We start from the raw sequence: 16,909 nt of genomic DNA, 5'->3' as shown, positions 1-16,909 counted from the left end.
CGGCGGTGCGGGCGAGTCCCGCTCGCACCGCCGCCCCGACGACAGGCATCCACCAGCGCATGTTCAGACAGCTCCTCCGCAACAGCGTGCTGCGCCGCATCCTCGCAGCCCTCGGCACGCTCCTCGGCGTCGCCGTGTTCGTCTTCCTGATGCTGCGCGCCATCCCCGGCGACCAGATCAGCTCCGGCCTCGGAACAGAGGCTGCGGCCCTGACCCCGGCCCAGCGTGCCGCCCTCGAGGCGTACTACGGTCTCGACCAGCCGCTCTTCGTGCAGTTCTTCTCATGGCTCGGCAACATCTTCACCGGCAACCTCGGCTTCTCCTCCCGCGCGCAGACCAGCGTGCTCGACCTCACCGCGGCGGCACTGCCCGTCACGTTCGAGCTCGCGATCTTCTCGATCGTCATCGCCCTGCTGATCGGCATCCCGCTCGGCATGCTCTCGGCGTCGAAGCCCGACTCGATCAGAGACGGCGCCGGTCAGGTCGTAGGCCTCGCCGGCCTGTCGATCCCGGCGTTCCTGCTCGGGACGGCGCTGCTCGCAGTGCTCGCCTCGTCATTCGGCTTCAATCCCAACGGCCAGGGATTCGCGCACTTCTTTCAGGACCCCGTCCTCAACCTGCAGCAGATGCTGCTTCCCTCGGTCGTGCTCGGCTTCGGGATCGCCGCGCCCATCATGCGCACCACGCGCACGGCCGTGCTGGAGATCCGCGCCAACGACTTCATCCGCACCGCACGCGCCAAGGGTGTGCCGCCGCGCCGGCTGCAGCTGCGCCACGTGCTCGGCAATGCCCTGGTTCCGATCGTCACGATGACCGGTCTGCAGTTCGGCTATCTGCTGGGCGGAGCCGTCGTCGTCGAGCAGATCTTCTCCCTCCCGGGCATCGGACGCCAGGTTCTGCTCGGGATCCAGCAGAAGGAGTATGCGCTGGTCCAGAGCACGGTGCTCGTGATCGCGCTCGCCTTCGTCATCGTCAATCTGCTCACCGACCTGCTCTACCGGGTCATCGATCCCCGGGTGCGTGCCGCATGACAGACATCTCGCAGACCCCGACCCTCGCCCCCGGCGGAGGCCGGACCATCGAACGCGTGCGGCTGCTGCTGCACAGCCGCAGCGGACTCACGGGGCTCATCATCGTCGTGCTGCTCGCCGCGCTCAGCCTCATCTCGGCATTCGGGATGCTGCCGTTCGATCCGCTCGCGCAGGATCCGCCGTCACGGATGCAGGCTCCGAACGGCGCGCACTGGTTCGGCACGGATCAGTTCGGCCGCGACGTCTTCGCGCGCGTCGCCGCCGGCGTCGCGAACTCTGCGCTCATCTCCGTCGTCGCCGTCGCCTTCGCGACCGTCGTCGGCACGGTGTGCGGCCTCGTCGCGGGGTTCTACCGGGGCGTCTCCGACGGAGCGATCACCGCGGTGACGAACGTGCTGTTCGCGTTCCCGCCGCTGCTGCTCGCGCTGTCCCTGGCCTCGGTGTTCGACCGCAACTGGTTCACGATCGCGGTGGCCATCGCGATCGTCTACGTGCCGATCTTCATCCGCGTCACCCGGGGACCCGTGCTCTCGCTGCGAGAGGTCGAGTACGTCAAGGCCGCCAAGAGCACGGGCCAGAGCCGCATGGCGACGATGTTCCGGCACGTGCTGCCCAACATCACCTCGATCATCATCGTCCAGGTCACGCTGTCTCTGTCCTGGGCGGTGCTCACCGAGGCGTCGCTCAGCTTCCTCGGTCTCGGCACGCCGCCGCCCGCCCCGTCTCTGGGGTCGATGATCTTCGAGGCCCGCACGCTGGTGACCATCGCCCCGTGGACGATGATCGCTCCCGGGGCCGTGGTCGTGCTGCTCGTGGTGGGACTCAACCTGCTGGGCGACGGCCTGCGCGACAGCCTTGATCCGCGCAACAGGGGAAGGCGATGATGACCGTGGAGAATCTGAGCACATTGGTGACCGAGGCCAGCGATCCGCGGTACGCGGATCTCGACCGCATGAGCGTGGCGGAGCTCGCGCGGACCATGAACGAGGCCGATGCGACCGTGCCGGCCGCCGTCGAGCGCGCACTGCCGCAGATCGTGCCGGCGATCGAGGCAGCCGCCGAGCGGATGGCGCGCGGGGGGCGCCTCATCTACGTGGGCGCCGGTACGCCGGGCCGGATCGGCGTGCTCGATGCCTCGGAGTGCCCTCCGACCTTCAGCACCCCGCCCGAGCTCGTGTTCGCGATCATGGCGGGCGGCTCCGGTGCGATCGTGAACCCGGTGGAGGGCGCAGAGGACGACGCGGATGCCGGTTCCGCCGCCGTCGACCAGGCGGCGATCGGCCCCCTGGACGCTGTGATCGGGATCGCCTCGAGCGGGCGGACCCCCTTCGTGGTGACTGCGGTGCGCCGCGCCCGCGAGCGCGGGGCGCTGACCGTCGGCCTGTCGTGCAACCTGGGTACCGAGCTCAGCGCCGCCGCCGATCATGGCATCGAGGTCGAAGTCGGACCCGAGGTGCTCACCGGCTCGACCCGTCTGAAGTCGGGCACCGCGCAGAAGCTCGTGCTCAACATGTTCTCCACGATCGTCATGGTGCGCCAGGGCAAGGTCTACGGCAATCTCATGGTCGATGTGAAGGCCACCAACCACAAGCTGCGCGAGCGCGCGATCCGGATGGTGCGGACGATCGCCGACGTCGACCGCGATGCTGCGGTCCGCGCCCTCGACGAGGCGCAGTACGACGTCAAGGTCGCGGCGATCATGATCAGACGCGGCGAGGACCTCGCCGCCGCGACCTCACGCCTCAGGGCGGCCGATGGCCGGCTGCGCACTGCACTGGAGAAGGACTGATGCGCGTTCTCGGGCTCATCTCGGGCACCTCGCACGACGGGATCGATGCGGCCGTCGTCGACTTCACCACGGAGGGCGCAGAGCTCACCGGCGCGGTGCTCGCCTCGACCAGCGTGCCCTACGCCCCCGAGCTGAGAGCGCGGCTGATCGCCGCGCTCCCGCCTGCGCAGACCACGCTCGCCGAGATCTGCGAACTCGACACCCTCATCGGACAGGCGTTCGCCGAGGTCGCGGCCGAGGTGACCGCGCAGACCGGGGGCGTCGACGCCGTGTGCTCGCACGGCCAGACCGTCTACCACTGGGTCGACGGCGCGCACGCCCTCGGGACGCTGCAGATCGGGCAGCCGGCCTGGATCGCCGAGCGCCTCGGCGTTCCCGTCGTCTCCGACATCCGGATCCGCGACATCACCGCGGGCGGCCACGGCGCGCCGCTGGTGTCGTTCCTCGACGAGCTGCTGCTGCGCTCGCGCGAGGGGACCGCGGCAGCCCTCAACCTCGGCGGCATCTCGAACATGACGGTGGTCGGACCCGACGGCCTCGTCGCCTACGACATCGGCCCCGCCAATGCGCTGGTCGACGCCGTGATCGTCGAGCAGGGCCTCAACCCGCTCGGCTACGACGACGATGCTCGGATCGCTCGCACGGGTGAGGTGGACGAGCGCCTGCTCGAGGCGCTCCTCACCGACCCGTACTACGCGCTCACCCCGCCGAAGAGCACGGGCAAGGAGCACTTCCATCTGGGCTACGTGCACGAGCACCTGGCCGCGCAGGGGCGCGAGATCCCGGTCGCAGATCTCGTGCGAACGCTGACCGAGCTGACGGTGCGCACGGTCGCCCGCGACGTGCGCGCCGCCGGCATCGGCTTCCTCGCGGTCTCCGGGGGCGGGTGCCGCAACCCCCTCATCCTCGACGGTCTGCGAGCCGCGCTTCCCGAGACCGAGGTCGTGCTGGCTGACCAGCTGGGGGCTCCAGCCGACGGCAAGGAGGCGATCCTCCTCGCGCTGATCGGCTGGTGCACGCTGCACGGAGTGCCGGCGATCGTGCCCGGCGGCACCGGAGCACGTGAGCCCCGCATCCTCGGGACCATCACCCCGGGCGCCGGGCCCCTCGTGCTGCCGGCGCCGCTCGGCGGCATCGCGACGCTGACCTTGACGGCGGCAGCGGCGTCATGACGGTCGAGGTGCGCCGTGCGACCCCGGACGATCTGTCCGGGGTGCTCGGCGTGTTCCTCGGATGCTGGCGCGAGAGCTATCGCGGCATCCTCCCGGCCGCAGTCATCGAGGCCATGACCGACGAGCGCGCGCGGGCGCTGTGGGCAAGAGCCCTCGCTGACGAGGAGGGCGAGGTGCGTGTCGCCGAGCGCGAGGTGACGATCCTCGGGCTCACCCGCTTCGTCCGCGCGGGGGACCGGGGGATCGTGCACTCGCTGTACGTCTCCCCGCAGGCGCACGGCGGCGGTGTCGGCCGTCTGCTGCTGACTGCGGCCGTCGACGCGTTGACGGGAGCGGGCGCGCGCTCGGCCGTGTTGTGGGTGTTCGCGGCCAACGCTCCCTCGATCGGGTTCTACGAAGCGCAGGGGTGGAGGGCCGACGGCGCGACCAGGACGCAGCCCGAGTTCGGGCAGCCGGAGCAGCGCATGCGCAGGGAGCTGCCATGAGCGTGATCGACCGTCTGCGCGTACTGCGCGTGTCCAGTCCGCTCGTGCGCCCCTTCGTCACGAACGTGCGCCGCACAGACACGCTCGACGTCGTCCTGATCGAGGCGACCGATTCCGACGGGCGTCGCGGATGGGGAGAAGCCGCGATCAGCTGGCGGGTGACGGGAGAGAGCCCTGCGAGCGTCGCTGAGGTCGTGGCCGGTCCGTTCTCCGACGTCGTGCTCGGCATCGATGCCGCCGCTGCCGACGCGGGCGAGCGTCTCGCCGGAGTGGTGTGGGGCAACGCGGCGGCGCGCAGCGCGATGGAATGCGCGCTCGTCGACCTCGCGGCGCAGGCACGAGGCGTCCCGCTGCACGTCGCGCTCGCCGAGGGCGAGGGAGCCTTCTCATCCTCCGCGCCGTCCCTCCGCATCAGGACCGACATGACGCTCTCCGCCGGTGGCCCCGACGACCTCGCCGCGCAGGCGGCCGAGCATGTCGCGGCCGGATTCCGCTGTCTGAAGACCAAGGTCTCGGCCCAGACGGACGCGCTCGCCGGACTCCGCGCTGTGCGCGCCGCGGTGGGAGAGGGGATCGCGCTGCGCGTCGACGCGAACCAGGCGTGGGACGCCGCGACGGCGATCGCCGTCATCCGCTCGTGCGAGGACGCAGGACTCGGGCTCGATCTCGTCGAGCAGCCGGTCGCGGCAGGGGATCTCGACGGCCTCGCTCGCGTCGCCGCAGCCGTGCAGACGCCGATCATGGCCGATGAATCCGTGCGCACGGCAGCCGATGTGCGGGCCGTCGCAGAGCGGGGTGCGGCGCAGATCGTCAACATCAAGCTCGCGAAGACGGGGGGGCCTGCCGAGGCGAGACGTGCGGCGCTCGCGGCCCGCGAGCACGGCCTCGACGTCGTCTTCGGCTGCATGATGGAGTCGGCGGTCGGGGTGACCGCGGCGGCGCACCTCGCGGCCGCCCTCTCGCCCGAAGAGACCCATGACCTGGACGCCGCGCTGTGGCTGAGCCGCTCGCCGGTCGTCGGGGGAGCGCGCTCCGCCGCGGATCAGCTCGAACTCGGCGACGTCGTGGGGATCGGCGTCGCCGGGCTCGACCCCGAGGCCGACGCCGAGGTGCTCTTCGACATCCGCGCAGGAGTGCGAGCATGAGCGTCGCCACCGCCGTCGGGGCGGTTCTCGCCCATGCGTCGGCTCCCCTCGGCGCGGTCGCCGGAATCGCCTCGGCGCACGGGACATCCGTGTCAGCGGGCGGAACGGCCTCGCTCGACGGCACCGCCGTCACGACCGAGACGGCGTTCGACCTGGCCTCGGTGACCAAAGTCGCTGCGACGACCACGATGATCCTGCGCCTCGTCGCCGAGGGCGTGCTCGCCCTCGATGACACAGTGGCACGTCTGCTGCCAAGCACCTCGTGCGCGCCCCAGACCACTGTGCGCGATCTCCTGCAGCATCGGGCGGGGCTGTGGGAATGGCAGCCCCTGTACCTGTTCGACGCCGCTGCGTCCTCGACGATCGATGAGCTCCCACTGAGGTACCCGCCAGGGCGGGAACGCCACTACTCAGACCTTGGCTTCATGCTGCTCGGCCGCATCATCTCGCAGGTCGCCGGCACCTCGCTCGGCGCGGCGTTCGAGACGCTGGTCGCGGAGCCCCTCGGCCTCGCCCGCACGAGCTTCGAGCCCGTCGCCGCTCCCGTCGCGTCCAGCGCCCTCGGCGATGACGCGGAACGACGGATGGTTCAGACGGGGGAGCCCTATCCGGTGTTGGCGCCGCGTCGCGATTTCCCCTGGCGCGACCACGAGATCCTCGGGGTCGCCGACGACGGCAACTGCGCACACGCCTTCGGAGGCGTCGCGGGCCACGCCGGTCTGTTCTCGACCGCCGGCGAGCTGCTCGAGCTCGGCTCCGCCCTCGCCCGGCCGCAGGAGCATCCGGAGCTCTGGTCCGTCGAGGCCGTCACGGAGTTCTTCCGCGACGGTCCCGATCAGGGGCAGGCGCTGGGTTGGCGCAGCGAGCTCGCGCGCGTCGACGGCCGGCCGGAGCGGATGCTGTGGCATCCGGGCTTCACAGGCTGCGCCCTCGGCGTCCTCCCCGGCATCGGCGCATCGGTCGTGCTGCTGTCCAACCGCCTCTTCGCCGCCGAGCCCGTGACGACCGATGTCCTGTGGCGCGCGGCCCTCCCCGAGATCCTCGGCCCGCAAGGCCCCGACGAAGGAACGAGAACACCATGAGCACCGCGCCCGTTCTGAGCATCAGCGGCCTGGCCGTCGCCTTCCGCACCGGCGGAGAGCTCGTCACCGCGATCAGCGATATCAGCATCGACGTCGCCGCCGGAGAGACCGTCGCGATCGTCGGCGAGTCCGGCTCGGGGAAGTCGACGACGGCCGCGGCGGTGAACAGGCTGCTCCCGGAGAACGGGGTCATCACCGCGGGAAGCATCCGCTTCGACGGTCGCGAGCTCACCGAGCTCGGCGAGAATGCGATGGTGTCGCTGCGCGGCGCGGGGATCGGTCTCGTCCCGCAGGATCCGATGTCGAACCTGAATCCGCTGATGCGCGTCGGCGCGCAGATCGGCGAGGCGCTCGAGGTGCACGGGCGCACTTCCGGGGCGGAGACGGCGGAGCGGGTCGTCGAGCTGCTGGAGATGGTGGGGATCTCCGATGCCGCGCACCGTGCCCGCCAATATCCGCACGAGTTCTCGGGTGGCATGCGTCAGCGCGTGCTGATCGCGATGGGGCTCGCCTGCCGCCCGAAGCTCCTGATCGCGGATGAGCCCACGTCCGCCCTCGACGTCACAGTGCAGCGTCGGATCCTCGACCAGCTCGACGAGCTGACCGGCGAACTCGGAACCGCGGTGTTCCTGATCACGCACGATCTCGCGCTCGCCGCGGAGCGCGCCGACCGGATCGTCGTGATGTTCCGCGGCAGGATCGTCGAAGAAGGGACCTCGGAGGAGGTCCTCGGCAACCCCCGGCACGAGTACACGAAGCAGCTCATCGCCGCAGCTCCGAGTCTCGCGTCGCGTCGCGATCAGCGCGACCGGCCGGAGCGCCGCGACGTGACACCGTTCGTGGAGGTGCGCGACCTGCGCAAGGAGTTCGCGCTGCGAGCACCCAAGCCGGGGGAGCCCCAGACGTTCACCGCGGTCGACGGCGTGAGCTTCACGATCGCACGCGGAACGACCGTCTCGATCGTCGGCGAATCGGGGTCGGGGAAGTCCACCACGGCGAACATGGTGCTCGGTCTCGAAGACGCGACCGCGGGGTCGATCCTGTTCGACGGCATCGACCTCACCGGACTCCGGCGTCGGGAGCTGTTCGCGCTGCGCCGCAGGGTGCAGCCCGTGTTCCAGAACCCCTACGCATCGCTCGATCCGCGCTACACCGTCGCGGAGTCGATCGCCGAGCCCCTGCGGGTGCATCGGGTCGGCACGTCCGAGAGCCGACGTGCGCGCGTGCGCGAACTCCTCGAACAGGTCGCGCTGCCCGCCGCGATGGGCGAGCGGCTGCCGCACGAGCTGTCAGGCGGTCAACGTCAGCGGGTCGCGATCGCCCGCGCCCTCGCGCTGGAGCCCGAGCTTGTCGTGCTCGACGAGGCCGTCTCGGCGCTGGACGTGCTGGTGCAGGCGCAGATCCTCGAGCTGCTGGGCTCGCTGCAGGCGCGACTCGGGCTGAGCTACCTGTTCATCAGCCACGATCTCGCGGTCGTGCGGATGATCTCCGACGAGGTGCACGTGATGCAGCGCGGCGTCATCGTCGAGAGCGGCACGCCTGAGCGGCTCTTCGACGACCCTCAGCACCCGTACACGCGGGAGCTGCTCGCTGCGATCCCGGGGGCGTCGCTGGCGTCGTGACCTCAGCGCCGCCGGTCGTCGTCGTCCCAGGGGCCCTCCCACCAGCCCGCGCGGCCGTCGGACGTGTCGCCCCCACCGCGGCGGCGCGAGGCGAAGAACCGCACGACCATCACCACGAGCGAGGTCGCCAGGCTCAGCGTGACGACGAGGAACAGCAGATCGTTCTGGCTCACGGACGCCTGCCTTCTGCGGCATCCGCCACGATCTTCGCGATCCGCGCCGCGCGGGTCTCCGGACGCTTGGCCATGGCGATGTTCGTGAGACCGAGCTTCTTGGCCGACTTCGGGAACGCGTCCCAGTTCGCGCGGGCGGCGGGCACGGCATCGAGTGCGGCGGCGAACTCGGGTGGCTCGATGCCTGCCTCCGGCCCGTCGAGCACCTCCCATGAGCCGTTGGCCTTTGCGGCGTCGAGCACCCGGATGCCGGCGGACGCCAGCATCCCTGCGGCCTCGAGTTCAGCGATGCGCGCCTTGTTGGTCGCCGCCCAGCCGCTCGACGGACGTCGCGGCGAGAACCACTGCCCGACCGTCTGGTCGTCGAAGGTGCGCACGGGGCCGTCGATCCAGCCGAAGCAAAGAGCCTGGCGCACCGCATCCTCGTAGCCGACGCCGGCGTTCGCATTGCCGCGCACGCTCAGCAGCCACACGCCCGACGCTCGCTCGTGGTTCTCCTCCAGCCACGCGCGCCAGGCGTCGGCATCCGCTGCCCGAACCCGCTCACCGTCGTCGAGAACGCCCATGCGTCACTTCTTGGTCTTCACCGTCGGGATCGTCTCGGTGATGCGCGGCAGCAGGTCGGCGACCGACTGAACGATCTCGTCGGGGCGGAACGGGTACTTCTCGATCTCGGCCTGGTCGCTGATTCCGGTGAGCACGAGCACGGTGTGCAGGCCCGCCTCGATGCCCGCGACGACGTCGGTGTCCATACGGTCGCCGATCATGCCGGTGCGCTTGGAATGCGCGCCGATCTTGTTCAGAGCCGAGCGGAACATCATCGGGTTCGGCTTGCCGACGACGTACGGCTCCTTGCCGGTGGCCTTGGTGATGAGCGCCGCGATCGCGCCGGTCGCGGGGAGCGGTCCGTCGGCGCTCGGACCCGTGGCATCCGGGTTCGTGACGATGAACCGCGCACCGTCGTTGATGAGGCGGATCGCCTTCGTGATCGCCTCGAACGAGTAGTTGCGCGTCTCGCCGACGACCACGAAGTCGGGGTTCGTCTCGGTCATGATGAAGCCGGCGTCGTGCAGGGCGGTGAGGATGCCGGCCTCGCCGATCACGAAGGCCGAGCCCCCTGGCAGCTGCTGCTTCAGGAAGTCGGCGGTCGCGAGCGCGGACGTCCAGATGCGGTCCTCCGGCACGTGCAGCCCGCTCGTGCGCAGGCGGGCGGAGAGGTCGCGGGCCGTGAAGATCGAGTTGTTCGTCAGCACCAGGTACGGGATGCCGGAGCTCTCCCACCCGGCGAGCAGTTCGGACGCCCCGGGGATGGCGTCGTTCTCATGGACGAGCACGCCGTCCATGTCGGTGAGCCAGCATTCGATGTCGTCGCGTTGTGCCATGTGCACAGCCTAGAGGGAGCAGGTGACGCGGCGGAGAGAGCTCAGGCGCTGAGCCAGATCACGTCGGCGGCGTCGCCCACCGCGACCGGAGCGCCGTCGACCGTGATCCCGTCGGCGGTCACCGTGACTTCGGTGCCCACGTCGACCCCGGCGGCCTCGATCACGCGCAGGACCGCAGGGTCCTGGTCGCTCACGCGCAGCACCCGACCCACATGCCCTGGACGCGCGTCGGCGAGCAGCACGAACGGCGCGCGCTCGACCCGGCCCGCGGCATCCGGAATCGCGTCGCCGTGCGGGTCGAAGCGGGGCCGGCCGAGACGGGCGTCGATGCCCTCGAGCAGTCGGTCGCTGATCGTGTGCTCCAGCACCTCGGCCTCGTCGTGCACCTCGTCCCAGCCGTAGCCGAACTCGCGCACCAGCCAGGTCTCGATCAGACGGTGCCGACGGATGATCGCGAGCGCGCGCTCGGTGCCGGCATCCGTCAACCGCACGGCCCCGTAGGGCACGTGCGAGACGAGCCCGGCTGCGGCGAGCTTCTTGACCATCTCGGTCACGCTCGACGGTGCGATGCCGAGCTTGGCGGCGAGCACCGACGGCGTGATCGGCGCATCCTGCCATTCGGTGTGCGCGTAGACGGTCTTGAGGTAGTCGTCAGCTGCGGGGGAGGCCACGGTTCCAGCCTAGGGATTCGCGACGTCGACGAGGATGCCGAAGGCGACCTGACCGGCGAAGAAGACGACGAGGAATCCGAGCAGGGCCGCCGCGAGCGACAGGCGGCCGTCGAATCCGTCGATCTTGGCGATGCCGATCTTGCGGGCGCGGAACGCCAGGACGAGCGTCGCAATGCCCAGGGCGAGCTGCACCCACGGGCCTCCTGCGGGCAGCACGTTCGGGAACGCGATGAGCAGGCCCCCGAGCAGCCCGGTCGCGAGCCCGATCCACGTGAGAAGGCGGACGACGGATGCTGCGGGCATGTGCTTCAGCGTATCCGCTCTGCGTCGTGAGCCCGTGCCGATGCAGGAATGAATCGTGTCAAAAACCTTGACCCGCGCCGGATGAGCGCGTACCTTCGGGCGGGCACGGAAAACGCTTCCCCGACATTCGCTCAGGAGTATTCGATGAAGAATCCCCGGTCCCATCCGTTCCTCGCCGCCGTCGCTGTGGTCACCAGCGGGTGCCTGCTCGCGGGCGGCGCGCAGGCGGCATCCGCCTCCGTCCTCCCGATAGACCGTCACCCGGCAGCCACCGCTCCGCAGCTCGAGACGCTCGATCGCGGTGTCGTCGCGGTGTCCACCGCCGAGGGCGTCTTCCTCAGCTGGCGCCTGCTCGCCTCGGAGACGACCGGCTCGACCGACACCGGGCTCGCCGGGCCCGACTTCGCGATCTACCGCGACGGCGAGCGCATCGCGGTCGTGACCGACAGCACGAGCTACGCCGACGCCGATGGCGCCGCGACCTCGAGCTACACGGTCGCCCCCGTCCTCAACGGCGTCGAGCTCGACGCTTCCGCCCCCGTCACCGCCTGGGCGCAGGGACACCACGATCTGCCGCTCACGAAGCCCGCCGACGGCGTGACCCCCAAGGGCGAGGCGTACACGTACTCCGCCAACGACGTCTCGGTCGGCGATGTCGACGGCGACGGCCAGTACGAGTACGTCGTGAAGTGGGACCCATCGAACTCGAAGGACGTGTCGCAGCGCGGCTACACCGGCAGCGTCTACATCGACACCTACGAACTCGACGGCACGCTGCTGAACCGTCTCGACCTGGGCGTGAACATCCGCGCGGGCGCGCACTACACGCAGTTCCTCGTCTACGACTTCGACGGCGACGGACGATCGGAGACGATGCTGAAGACGGCACCCGGCACGAAGTCGATCAGCTATGCCGCCGACGGATCGATCGCGAGCGAGAAGTACATCACGATGCCCGGAGCCGATCTCGAGGCCGGCTACGCGAACACCGACGACTACCGGCTCAGCGCCGCCGATTACGAGGAGCACCTCGTCGACATGTTCCTCGGGTGGAGCGAGCGACCCGAGGTGATCTCCGGCCAGTGGCCCGCCACGCTCGAAGAGGCATGGGGGATGCCGGTCACCCATGAGTATCCGCTGAGCCGCGAGGGTGCGCAAGAGCTCGCCGACACGTTCATCGACGTGTACGCGCCGAGCCGCAGCGCCAAGAACCTGCTGCGCGAGTTCGAGGGCTTCATCGTCGACGGGCCGGAGTACCTCACGGTGTTCGACAGCGCGAGCGGCGCCGAGCTGGAGACGATCGACTACCCCACCGAGCGCGGAGATGACGGCCTGCTCTGGGGCGACTACGCCATGGCCCGCATCGAGCCGGCCAACCGGGTCGACCGGTTCCTGTCGGGCGTCGGCTACTTCGACGGTCAGCATCCGTCAGCGGTCTTCGCCCGCGGCTACTACACGCGAACCACCATCACGACGCTCGACTGGGACGGTGAGCAGCTCACTCAGCGCTGGCAGGTCGACAGCGGACAGGTGCCGATGACGAATCCGTTCAATGACTCCCCGCACGGCCGCGACGGCACCGACCCGGTCTACGGCGGCATCACGACGCAGGGTGACCACTCGCTCAGCACGGCGGATGTCGACGGCGACGGCACGCAGGAGCTCGTGTACGGATCGGCCACCATCGACGACGACGGCAGCGTGCTGTACAGCTCGCACGACGTGCTGCCCGAGGGCAGCGCGGACCCTGGTGCCGACGTGCGTCTCGGGCACGGCGACGCCATGCATGTGGCCGACATCGATCCGAGCCGTCCGGGGATGGAGATCTGGACCGCGCACGAGGGCGGCACCTATGCGCCCTATGGCTCGGTGCTGCGCGATGCGGCCACCGGCGTGCCCCTGTTCGGCGCCTACTCCGGCAAGGACACCGGCCGCGCGATGGTCGGCGACGTGCGACCGGACGTCCCCGGCATCGAAGTGTGGGCGAGCATGCCCGGCGGCACCGACGCGAGCGGGCTTCTGAGCGCCAAGGGGCAGGTGCTCTCCGCGACGAACCCTCGCACGAACATGTCGATCCGCTGGGCGGGTGACGGCACGACGCAGATCGTGAACGGCAGCGGCACCGCGACCCCGACGATCGACGACTGGACGCGGGGCACCCTGCTCACCGCAACGGGAACGCTGACCAACAACGGCACCAAGGGCAACCCCTCGCTCGTCGCCGATGTGCTCGGGGACTGGCGCGAGGAGCTCCTCGTGCGCACGGCCGACTCGAGCGCTCTCCGGTTCTACACCACGACAGAGGTGACGCAGCACAAGCTCACGACCCTGATGCACGACGTGCAGTACCGGGCCGAGACCGCTCGTCAGCAGACGACGTACAACCAGCCCGCGTACACCTCGTACTACCTCGCGAGCGACATCGACTGGTCGGACGTGCCCGTGCTGACGACAGCGCTCACGCCGCTCGCGCCGACGTTCAAGGACCGCCCGGGTGCCGCGCACGACGAGGTGCGGCTGCCCTCTGGCACGTCGGGCGTGAGCTACTACGTGAACGGCGTGAAGGCGACATCGAACAAGGTCCGCGTGGTCGGCGACGTGACCGTCGTCGCGGTGCCCGACGCGTGGTTCCGCATCGCCGATGGCGCCGAATCGACGTGGGCGACTGAGTTCACCGGTTGACGGTGCCTGGCTGATCAGCTCCTCTCGCGAGCCCGGTCGACGAATCGCAGGATTCTCGACCGGGCTCGCGGGCGGAACGGGGGTGGCGTGGGGCGGAACCGGAGCGGACTATGCGGTGAGCAGCAGCCAGAGCAGTGCGCCGTTGAGCGCGATCAGGAGAACGGATGCGACCACCCCCGCGACCGTCGTCCAGGCGCGGTTCGCGTATGCCCCGAGCGTGCGCCGCTGCGCCGTGAGGGCGACGAGGGGAATCAGCGCGAAGGGGATGCCGAACGACAGCGCGACCTGACTGAGCACGAGTGCGAGTGTGGGGTCGACGCCGAGCCCGAGGATGACGAGCGCGGGGATCAGTGTGACGAGGCGCCGCGCCAGCAGGGGGATCCGCACGTGCAGCAGGCCGTGCATGATCTCGGCCCCCGCGTAGGCGCCCACGGAGGTCGACGCGAGCCCTGATGCCAGCAGGCCGACGGCGAAGAACGTCGCGACCACGGGGCCGAGGCCCGCGGCGAGCGCCGCGTGCGCGCCCTCGAGCGAGTCGGTCCCTTCCACGCCCGCGAGGTTCGCGGCGGCGAGCAGCAGGATGCAGAGGTTGACCGAGCCGGCGATGATCATCGCGATCGACACGTCCCACCGGGTGGCCGTCAGCAGGCGGCGGATGCGCGAGGGCTCGGTTCGCGCGGCTTCTGCCGCAGCATCCGTCTCCTCGCCGCGTCGCCCTGAGGAGCCGAAGCGATCGCGGGCCAGCGAGGAGTGCGCGTAGATCGCGTGCGGCATGATCGTCGCGCCCAGGATGGATGCCGCGAGCAGCACCGAGCCGGCTCCCTCGAAGCGCGGCACGATGCCGCCGACGACGCCGGCCGGATCAGGTGGTGCGACGAAGACGCCCGCGACGAAGCCGAACGTGATGATCGCCATGAGGGCGATGATCACGAACTCGAAGTGCCGCGGACCGCGACGGCTCTGCACCGCGAGGACGATCATCGACACCGCGCCCGTGATGAAGCCGCCCAACAGCAGCGGCACGTGGAAGAGCAGGTTCAGTGCGACGGCGCCGCCGATCACCTCGGCGAGGTCGGTGGCCATCGCGACGAGTTCGGCCTGCAGCCAGTACGCCCGCCGGGCCCATCTGTTCCGCAGCCGCGAGCCGAGCATCTCGGGCAGACTCTGGCCGGTGACGACGCCGAGCTTGGCGGAGAGGTACTGGATGAGCCAGGCCATGACGTTTCCGGCGAGGACGACCCACACGAGCAGATAGCCGTACTGCGCCCCGGCGGTCATGTTGCTCGCCACGTTGCCGGGGTCGAGATAGGCGACCCCCGCGACGAGCGCGGGGCCGAGCAGCCACAGACTGCGGGGGGCGACTGCGGCGCGGACCTCTTCGACCGCGGTGGTTTTAGGCATGCCGAAATCTTATCGATTTTTTCGGTGAACCTAAATAACAATCGATCGACGGTTCACGGTGTCCGAGGCGGCGCGTGCTACACAGAACGGGGAGGGAAGATGTCGCTGACGAGGACGAGCACCGCCTGGTGGGTGCTCCTGCTGCTGGGCGTACTGAGCGTATTCCCCGTGGCGACGGCAGCCATCTCGCAGGGCGTGGATGCCGGAGCGGATGTGATCGACTCCTGCTGGGCGAGCGAGCTTCCTCCGGGGGTGGAGCCCCACGACAACACGCTGCGGACCGCGGAGATCACCTTCATGCCGGCCGGTCGCCTGTGCGACTGGGAGGCGGGCGACACCCAGACCGGCTGGCCCATCACGATCGCCGCGCTCATCGCGACGGTCGTGGCCGTCGTGGTCACGGCCTTCGCCCTGCGGTACGGAGGCGCCGCGCGCCGGGTGGTCGCGCTGCTGCCGCTGCTCGCGATCGCCGGGCTGTGGTTCACGATGTGGTCGAGCACGCTCTTCGTCATCATCGACTGAACGGCGCCGGCGACGGCCGCGGATACGCTGGCCTGATGGACGACGCGCAGGCGGGCTCAGCGACCCAGGATTCGGCGCAGCCGGGGTACGGTGTCGGCCCCTGGCAGGGGGAGTGGCCCGAAGAGGCGCATTACGACCCCGAGCTGCTCGCTCACGGCGACACCCGCAACGTGATCGATCGCTACCGCTACTGGCGCATGGAGGCGATCGTCGCCGATCTCGATCTGCAGCGGCATCCGTTCCACGTAGCGATCGAGAACTGGCAGCACGACATGAACATCGGCTCGATCGTGCGCAGCGCCAACGCGTTCCTCGCCGACACCGTGCACATCATCGGGCGGCGCCGGTGGAACAAGCGCGGGGCGATGGTCACCGACCGCTACCAGCACGTGTTGCATCACGAGACGGTCGAGGCGTTCGCCGCCTGGGCTGCGGATGCCGGCATCCCGATCATCGCGGTCGACAACGTCGATGGCGCGGTGCCGGTCGATCGGGCTGAGCTGCCGGAGTGCTGCGTGCTGCTGTTCGGTCAGGAGGGGCCCGGGCTCTCGGATGAGGCGCTCGCCGCGGCATCCGCCCACATCGAGATCACGCAGTACGGCTCGACCCGATCGATCAACGCGAGCGCGGCCGCCGCCGTGATCATGTACGAGTGGTGCCGGAGGTATGCCGCGTGAGGATCGCTCTGAAGATCGCCCTCGTGCCGGTGGCCGCCTTCACGCTCACCGGCTGCACCGCGGTGACCGAGGGTGCGCCATCGCCGGAGCCGACCGTGGTCGTGACGCAGTACACGCCCGCACCCGAGGGGACGCCCGAGCCGCTCTCCGACGTCGAGATCGCGCTCGCCACTCAAGTGCGCGAGGCCGCGGTCGACGACCTGAATCGGTGGTCGGACCGCGAGATCATCGGCGTCAGCTGGTTCATCTGCGAACAGCTCGATTTCGGGACGACCATGTTCGAGCTGACCGACGCTCTCCAGCAGAACCGGTTCAATGACGCGATGGTGGCGGCGTTCGTGGAGCCGTCGGTGACCGTGTTGTGCCCGGAGCACGTCGACAAGCTCGGCGAGGGGGCGGTCTGAGCCGGCTCAGCCGCGGTCGATGCCGAACGCGTGCTTCATGAGCGCGTTGACGTCGGCGTCGAGCCGATCGATGCGCTGATTGATCCCACGGAACTCCGAGGACATCTCCGTCTTGAGCGAGCCGATCTCGGTCCTGATGATCCGGATGAACATCGTCGACATGAGCGTGATCATGCCGAAGAGCGCGGTGGCGAAGACGCCGATCAGCGTCCATACCTGCGGTTCGGTCACGGTGAGCACCTCCCTATTGTGAACCTGTCCCGGCGATACTGCCAGGACCCGCGGGCGTGGGGTCGGCCGGAAAGCCGGAAGACACGTGAGTGGTGGATAACTCGATGCGGGCGAGCATCGTGCAGGAAAGGTGCCGC

At 69.8% G+C, this 16,909-nt stretch carries 19 protein-coding genes; 12 read left to right on the top strand and 7 right to left on the bottom strand.

Annotation, left to right across the window (positions count from 1 at the left end):
- Positions 1 to 59: 59 nt before the first annotated feature.
- Genes RS84_RS07030 through RS84_RS06995 form a run of 8 tightly spaced genes read left to right on the top strand, consistent with a single transcriptional unit; the run spans position 60 to position 8,326 of the window.
- Positions 60 to 1,031, top strand: coding sequence for an ABC transporter permease (locus RS84_RS07030; protein ID WP_045257082.1), 972 nt, complete (start codon positions 60 to 62; stop codon positions 1,029 to 1,031).
- Positions 1,028 to 1,915 carry an ABC transporter permease gene (locus RS84_RS07025; RefSeq protein ID WP_052676267.1) on the top strand — a complete coding sequence of 296 codons (888 nt, stop codon included), beginning with the start codon at positions 1,028 to 1,030 and terminating at the stop codon, positions 1,913 to 1,915. Before RS84_RS07030 ends, RS84_RS07025 begins: the two co-directional genes overlap by 4 nt.
- On the top strand, positions 1,915 to 2,820 hold the full coding sequence (murQ, locus tag RS84_RS07020; RefSeq protein ID WP_045257081.1) for an N-acetylmuramic acid 6-phosphate etherase: 906 nt from the start codon (positions 1,915 to 1,917) through the stop codon (positions 2,818 to 2,820). Before RS84_RS07025 ends, murQ begins: the two co-directional genes overlap by 1 nt.
- The gene (locus tag RS84_RS07015) at positions 2,820 to 3,992 is read left to right on the top strand and encodes an anhydro-N-acetylmuramic acid kinase (protein WP_045257080.1); all 1,173 of its coding nucleotides are present in this window, start codon (positions 2,820 to 2,822) and stop codon (positions 3,990 to 3,992) included. Before murQ ends, RS84_RS07015 begins: the two co-directional genes overlap by 1 nt.
- The gene (locus RS84_RS07010) at positions 3,989 to 4,477 is read left to right on the top strand and encodes a GNAT family N-acetyltransferase (RefSeq protein ID WP_045257079.1); all 489 of its coding nucleotides are present in this window, start codon (positions 3,989 to 3,991) and stop codon (positions 4,475 to 4,477) included. The genes RS84_RS07015 and RS84_RS07010 overlap by 4 nt, the downstream gene beginning before the upstream one ends.
- A complete protein-coding gene (locus tag RS84_RS07005; RefSeq protein ID WP_045257078.1) occupies positions 4,474 to 5,622 on the top strand; it encodes a mandelate racemase/muconate lactonizing enzyme family protein in 1,149 nt (382 codons plus the stop codon). Before RS84_RS07010 ends, RS84_RS07005 begins: the two co-directional genes overlap by 4 nt.
- The gene (locus RS84_RS07000; RefSeq protein ID WP_052676266.1) at positions 5,619 to 6,704 is read left to right on the top strand and encodes a serine hydrolase domain-containing protein; all 1,086 of its coding nucleotides are present in this window, start codon (positions 5,619 to 5,621) and stop codon (positions 6,702 to 6,704) included. Before RS84_RS07005 ends, RS84_RS07000 begins: the two co-directional genes overlap by 4 nt.
- Positions 6,701 to 8,326: an ABC transporter ATP-binding protein gene (locus RS84_RS06995; protein ID WP_045257077.1), complete on the top strand. Its 1,626-nt coding sequence runs from the start codon at positions 6,701 to 6,703 to the stop codon at positions 8,324 to 8,326. The genes RS84_RS07000 and RS84_RS06995 overlap by 4 nt, the downstream gene beginning before the upstream one ends.
- Positions 8,327 to 8,328: 2 nt before the next feature.
- On the opposite strand, the gene RS84_RS19435 is transcribed toward RS84_RS06995, so the two are convergent.
- From RS84_RS19435 to RS84_RS06975, 5 genes are read right to left on the bottom strand one after another with little or no spacing between them, the layout of a single operon-like run.
- Complete coding sequence (locus RS84_RS19435) at positions 8,329 to 8,499, bottom strand: hypothetical protein (protein ID WP_192625230.1); 171 nt, start codon at positions 8,497 to 8,499, stop codon at positions 8,329 to 8,331.
- Complete coding sequence (locus RS84_RS06990; RefSeq protein WP_045257076.1) at positions 8,496 to 9,065, bottom strand: YdeI/OmpD-associated family protein; 570 nt, start codon at positions 9,063 to 9,065, stop codon at positions 8,496 to 8,498. The genes RS84_RS19435 and RS84_RS06990 overlap by 4 nt, the downstream gene beginning before the upstream one ends.
- A gap of 3 nt (positions 9,066 to 9,068) precedes the next feature.
- Positions 9,069 to 9,881: an HAD-IIA family hydrolase gene (locus RS84_RS06985; protein WP_045257075.1), complete on the bottom strand. Its 813-nt coding sequence runs from the start codon at positions 9,879 to 9,881 to the stop codon at positions 9,069 to 9,071.
- Positions 9,882 to 9,922: 41 nt separating this feature from the next.
- A complete protein-coding gene (locus RS84_RS06980; protein ID WP_045257074.1) occupies positions 9,923 to 10,552 on the bottom strand; it encodes a metal-dependent transcriptional regulator in 630 nt (209 codons plus the stop codon).
- 9 nt (positions 10,553 to 10,561) lie between these two features.
- Complete coding sequence (locus tag RS84_RS06975; protein WP_045257073.1) at positions 10,562 to 10,855, bottom strand: hypothetical protein; 294 nt, start codon at positions 10,853 to 10,855, stop codon at positions 10,562 to 10,564.
- Positions 10,856 to 10,999: 144 nt separating this feature from the next.
- On the opposite strand from RS84_RS06975, the gene RS84_RS06970 reads away from it, so the two are divergent.
- Positions 11,000 to 13,537: a rhamnogalacturonan lyase gene (locus RS84_RS06970; RefSeq protein ID WP_045257072.1), complete on the top strand. Its 2,538-nt coding sequence runs from the start codon at positions 11,000 to 11,002 to the stop codon at positions 13,535 to 13,537.
- A gap of 108 nt (positions 13,538 to 13,645) precedes the next feature.
- On the opposite strand, the gene RS84_RS06965 is transcribed toward RS84_RS06970, so the two are convergent.
- A complete protein-coding gene (locus tag RS84_RS06965) occupies positions 13,646 to 14,938 on the bottom strand; it encodes an Nramp family divalent metal transporter (protein ID WP_045257071.1) in 1,293 nt (430 codons plus the stop codon).
- A gap of 99 nt (positions 14,939 to 15,037) precedes the next feature.
- Between RS84_RS06965 and RS84_RS06960 the strand changes: the two genes are divergently transcribed.
- From RS84_RS06960 to RS84_RS06950, 3 genes are read left to right on the top strand one after another with little or no spacing between them, the layout of a single operon-like run.
- Positions 15,038 to 15,460, top strand: a complete 423-nt coding sequence (locus RS84_RS06960) for a hypothetical protein (protein WP_045257070.1) — start codon at positions 15,038 to 15,040, stop codon at positions 15,458 to 15,460.
- Positions 15,461 to 15,495: 35 nt separating this feature from the next.
- Entirely contained in the window at positions 15,496 to 16,137 is a 642-nt protein-coding gene (locus RS84_RS06955) for a TrmH family RNA methyltransferase (protein ID WP_045257069.1), read from the top strand.
- A complete protein-coding gene (locus RS84_RS06950; RefSeq protein WP_045257068.1) occupies positions 16,134 to 16,541 on the top strand; it encodes a DUF732 domain-containing protein in 408 nt (135 codons plus the stop codon). The genes RS84_RS06955 and RS84_RS06950 overlap by 4 nt, the downstream gene beginning before the upstream one ends.
- 6 nt (positions 16,542 to 16,547) lie before the next feature.
- Here the strand turns inward: RS84_RS06950 and RS84_RS06945 are convergent, their stop codons facing one another.
- Positions 16,548 to 16,772, bottom strand: a complete 225-nt coding sequence (locus RS84_RS06945) for a hypothetical protein (RefSeq protein ID WP_045257470.1) — start codon at positions 16,770 to 16,772, stop codon at positions 16,548 to 16,550.
- Positions 16,773 to 16,909: the final 137 nt, after the last annotated feature.

This window comes from Microbacterium hydrocarbonoxydans (assembly GCF_000956475.1).
In the GTDB taxonomy this organism is placed as follows: domain Bacteria; phylum Actinomycetota; class Actinomycetes; order Actinomycetales; family Microbacteriaceae; genus Microbacterium; species Microbacterium hydrocarbonoxydans_A.
Note: the sequence above shows the minus strand (reverse complement) of the source record. Positions and strands in the feature narration are given on the sequence as shown.